Origin of the sequence: Chamaesiphon sp. VAR_69_metabat_338 (genome assembly GCF_031423935.1) — a bacterium.
Lineage (GTDB): Bacteria > Cyanobacteriota > Cyanobacteriia > Cyanobacteriales > Chamaesiphonaceae > Chamaesiphon.
In genome coordinates this window covers 1-4641 of the sequence record NZ_JANPGM010000699.1, presented here as the reverse complement: position 1 = coordinate 4641, position 4641 = coordinate 1, and the positions used below count along the sequence as shown (strand labels likewise).

Annotated in this window: 4 protein-coding genes and 1 pseudogene; 4 read left to right on the top strand and 1 reads right to left on the bottom strand. The window is 48.0% G+C overall.

What is annotated here, in order from left to right; genetic code table 11:
* Positions 1-211 precede the first annotated feature (211 nt).
* The 4 genes from RMO84_RS19545 to RMO84_RS19530 all read left to right on the top strand — a co-directional run bounded on the left by RMO84_RS19545 (position 212) and on the right by RMO84_RS19530 (position 4159).
* Positions 212-418 (top strand): DUF2839 domain-containing protein, encoded by a 207-nt coding sequence (locus RMO84_RS19545; RefSeq protein ID WP_310490107.1) that lies wholly within the window; start codon positions 212-214, stop codon positions 416-418.
* Between the two features lie 169 nt (positions 419-587).
* Positions 588-1076, top strand: a complete 489-nt coding sequence (locus tag RMO84_RS19540) for a 2TM domain-containing protein (RefSeq protein WP_310490106.1) — start codon at positions 588-590, stop codon at positions 1074-1076.
* 109 nt (positions 1077-1185) lie between these two features.
* Positions 1186-3024 carry a hypothetical protein gene (locus RMO84_RS19535; protein WP_310490105.1) on the top strand — a complete coding sequence of 613 codons (1839 nt, stop codon included), beginning with the start codon at positions 1186-1188 and terminating at the stop codon, positions 3022-3024.
* A 487-nt stretch (positions 3025-3511) separates the two neighbouring features.
* Positions 3512-4159: a PEP-CTERM sorting domain-containing protein gene (locus RMO84_RS19530; protein ID WP_310490104.1), complete on the top strand. Its 648-nt coding sequence runs from the start codon at positions 3512-3514 to the stop codon at positions 4157-4159.
* Positions 4160-4247: 88 nt separating this feature from the next.
* Here the strand turns inward: RMO84_RS19530 and RMO84_RS19525 are convergent.
* Positions 4248-4641: pseudogene (locus RMO84_RS19525) on the bottom strand (magnesium chelatase ATPase subunit I); the annotation flags it as partial.

Sequence of the window (4641 nt, the reverse complement as noted above, 5' to 3'; positions counted from 1 at the left end):
CATTTTTTGGTTACAGTCTGGAGTACCAGATTCACAATTAAGGTGTCTGCAAGTACTGCAATAAATCGCTTCTGGTAAAATTGAGTTTGAAATTTTAGTATTGCCAGATCGCGACCGACTCAGATTTGATTAAAATACGTTGCAGCGTGTTGACAACAGCCGGGAATAATATCTAGATTCTGAGGGTAAGCTGAGAACGAGTGGAGATATTATGGGCGACGCCAAACGACGGAAAGAACAAGGAGCACCAGAATCCAAGCGGATTGTGTCGTGGTTGCCGCTGACGACCACTCAGTCAGAAGATTTTGTACGAGTCAGTACTCAAGGTGCCTGGATTGGGATCGGACTGCTGGTGTTTGGGTGGTTGACAGTGCGGTTAATTGGGCCGAGTTTTGGCTGGTGGCAGCTTGCGGGTTAGATCGTTGGCGCAGCCTACCGTTAGGTAATCGCAGTACGGTAATTAGGGTAGCGATCGCGCCAGACATCGCTAGTTATTCAATGTCATAATGGCATTAGATTCTTGTCGATCTGACGATATTAGTTATTGATTCGACGCAACCATCGAGCACTTACGCCTACGAGTGGATATGAACTCTTCAGAAACAGCTTTAACTCGCTCCTATAGTCAAGAAGACGTCCAGCAAATTTTGAACATTGCCTTGGCGCAGCATCCGAGTGCGGGTACGGAATTATCGTACGCACAGTTACTGGAGATTGCTGACGAAATGCGGATTGCACCGGATGCGCTCAAGCTAGCCGAAACTCAGTGGTTGACGCACCAAAGTGCTAACGCTAAATTTCAAGAGTTCGATGCCTATCGGCGATCGCAATTTCAAGACAAATTTGGCAAATACGCTATTACAAATAGTTGCTTAGTCGCCCTCAATTTTCTGACCGGGTTTGGCGTACCGTGGTCTTTATACATCCTAATTTGTTGGGGCATGAGTTTTGGGTTAGATGCCTGGAAACTCTTTTATCAGCGGCAAGGACAGGCATACGAGCGCGCTTTTAAAAATTGGGAACGCAAACAAAAGATTCAAAAATCAATTACGGGATTAATTGACAAGTTAGTGTAAGCGATCGCGACCCAATCTTAGTCGATCGCTAACTAGAGCGAACTTAAATTCAAATAACTATCGATCGTTATCTCCACAGCATTTACATCACCTAAGTTAGAACCCCCACATGTTGCCAGTCAAGACCGAAGGTAAACAATGGTTGTGGTTACTGCTATGGACGGCGATCGGTGCTGGTTTACGATTTGCTAATTTAGAAGGCAAACCGCCGTGGACGGACGAATTTAGAACAATAGTATTGAGTGTGGGCAATAGTTTTGACGCGGTGCCACTCGATCGAGTCATTAACATCGGCGATTTACTCGCCCCCTTAATTCCTAATCCCCAGGCGATGATGGCCGATATCGTCCATCAGATCGCGATCGAAGATCGCCAACCTCCAATCTATTTTGCGATCGCTTATTGGTGGATGAAACTATTTCCCACTCAAGCGGGATTCGCCGATCTGTGGGCGGCAAGAGCTTTGCCAGCCGCCTTGGGTACATTAACGATTCCGTGTGGTTATTTTTGCACTTACGCGATTTTTAGTCGATCGAGCGTGCTCGCTACCACGCAGACAAATGCACTGCGGGGACAATCGATCGCTAATTTCACTGCGGCGATGTTGGCAGTATCCCCCTATGGCGTATTTATCGCTCAGGAAGCGCGTCACTATAGTTTGGCGATCTTGTGGATAACGATCTCGATTAGTTGCTTGGCGATCGCCTGTCAGGATCTTACTAGCGATCGCAAGTTACCAGTAGGCACGATCTCGATCTGGCTAGTCGTGAATATTTTGGGCGTTGGCACCCATGCTCTGTTTGGGATCGCTCTTATCGCTCAGTCGATCTCTTTAGGTGGGGTTTGGCGGTGGCAGATGCGTCAAAAAATCTCCCTCGGATCTGACACAGCACTCGTGCCCCATCCGAGACCAAAATTTAGATGGCAGCGATTATTAGTAGCCGTCCTGAGTCCAGCAGTAGGGCTGGCTGCGTGGTTGTGGTGGCTGGTGACTAATGTCAATCTACACCGCCCTAGCTGGATTGACAGCGAACCCCATCGCGCGATCGAACTCTTCAATCCCCTGTTCCAAACTCTGGGAGCTGCGATCTCGATGCTGTCGCTACTTTTAGTGGAAGTCACCGAACTACCACCAGCGATCCTGTCCGAACAGGCGATCGATCTGAATATTCCCACGGTGCTACTGTCAGCGATTTTGATGCTCGCATTTTTTGCCTGGGTGCTACCCATGCTCGATCGCGGGATCGATCGCCAATTGCAGCACGCACAGACACAGATGGGGACGCTAGCGATCTTGAGTGTTTCTGCGCTCTCTATTCTGCTCTACCTCACGATCCCGTTGCTGACGGGCTTCGATATTACACGCGGGGCGAGATATCACTTTAGTTATTTTCCTGGCTTGATGATGCTCGTCGGGCTAGGATTGGCTAGTTGTTGGCACAGTCGTCCATCGATCGCCAAATGGGTGTCGGGACAACAAGCTGTCGCGATCGTCTTGATGATGGGCGCAGTCAGTAGTGCGATCGTCGCAAGCAACTATGGTTATCACAAATACTATCGCCCCGAATTACTTATCCCCCTGCTCTCCCAATCGGCACCACACCCTGTCCTAGTTGTCACTACCCGCCATAGTATCGTTCCGGTCGGCGAGATGATGGGATTGGGATGGGAGATGCGGCGGACGGGAGCGGACTGGCTCTCACCCCATACGCAGTTATTATTAGCTAGTCAAAAGTCAAAGTTCTGCGGTCGCGATTGTCCGGCGACTCGGCTGCTGCGCGAAACTGTCGATCGATTCACACAGCCGATCGATCTGTGGACGGTTAATTTTCACGCGCCGATCGACCTGCCGCCTACTTGCACTCGCTCCAAACAGTTTACGCGAGGAGTCTATGGCTATCAATATCAGCTTTATCACTGTCAGCCCCTTCAAGACACGACTCTGTAATGACATGCAAAATTGGTTTTACCCTAAGCTCGATCTCTGTAAGTGGCAGAGTGATAACCGAACTTTGGAAGTACTTATTCCCGATCCTGCCACTTACAGACATTCGATTCATGGATCTAGATCGATTTAGAGTCTCGATCGCTACCGCGAAGCCTAATTGAAATATTTACAAGCTAGAGTCGATCGGTGTTTGCGCCAGTAGCAGCGAAGTTTGCCAATAATTAGCAATTTCCAGTGTTACGAAGCTCTCAATTCTGGGCACACTAACTTAGTAGAGAATGAGTATTTAGGCTCGATCGATCGAGCACAATCGCTCAAAATCCAAGTGAAATGGCTTAGATAGTAGTACTATTACATACTTGACATCCATCATATTGCGGATTAAATTGTTATGGAATACACAGCCAAGACAGTGCTGTAGGTTCTCTTCAGACCCCCTTTCTCTTTTGTTCTAGCTAGATTTACAGATATTTACGGGCAGATTACTATGAAAATGACAACTCGCACTCTATTAAGTGGCGTTGCACTCAGCGGTGCAACCCTCGCTATGGCATTTGGTTCAGTCGATCGCGCGCAAGCAGCTTCGATCGGTCTTGGTAATACTGGTGTTGGTACTTATTCCGTCACTGGTGGCGGCAGCACCACAATCGTTCCTAATGGTGCGTTCCCGATCGGACCTTGGTTGGCTAATGATGCCACATCTTCTTGGATTGGTTCTACCAGCGTTGCTCCAGGAAATTATACTTACAGTACAACATTCGACCTTGCTGGTCTAAATGCTGGTACAGCACTGATTTCCGGGAATTGGGCTGGTGATAATAGTGGCGTGAGTATTCTATTGAATGGATCTGCCACAGGCATCAGTGCCAATGCTGGTAGCGTTAACTTTGCTAGCTTCACAGCATTTAACATCGATAGCACTGCTAATTTTGCGGCTGGACTCAATACCTTGTCCTTTACTATCAACAATTTTGACGACGGTCAAGGGAACAACCCTGCTGGTATCCGTGTTGCAATGACAGGTAGTGCTGATGCTTCTGAAGTTCCAGAACCTTCGGATTTTGTGGGTACTGCGTTCGCTTTTGGTTCTGTTGTCTTACTCAAACGTAAGATGAGCAAGAAAAAATTGGGCTAGAGCATATCTCTAGACATTCATGCGCAATTAAAAGCCGGTTTCTGCGAGGAAACCGGCTTTTTAATCGCTACTTTTAAACTAATTTTGATTACTTAGCCAGTTCGATGCCAAATACTTCAGCAAAGACTTTATTAACCTTGTAGCCAGAGTCGATCGATTCGAGCGGATCTTTACGGAGTCGGTGGCGCAGACAGAGCGCGATAATCCGACTGATATCATCGACAGTGACTTCCGTCCGCCCTTCCAATGCTGCTAACGCTTTGGCAGCGCGGTTGGTAACGATATCGCCACGCAATCCATCGACATCGCATTGCGAGCAGACTTGAGAGATTTTGACCCGCAGATCGTAGTCGAGGGTGACATTAGCGAGTCGAGTTTGGGCATCGACGATCCGCTGCTGGAGTAGTACTTGTTCGGCTTGATATTCAGTCGTGAATTTGTGGGGATTGAGATCGAAATCCGAGCGTTGTTCGACAATTTGG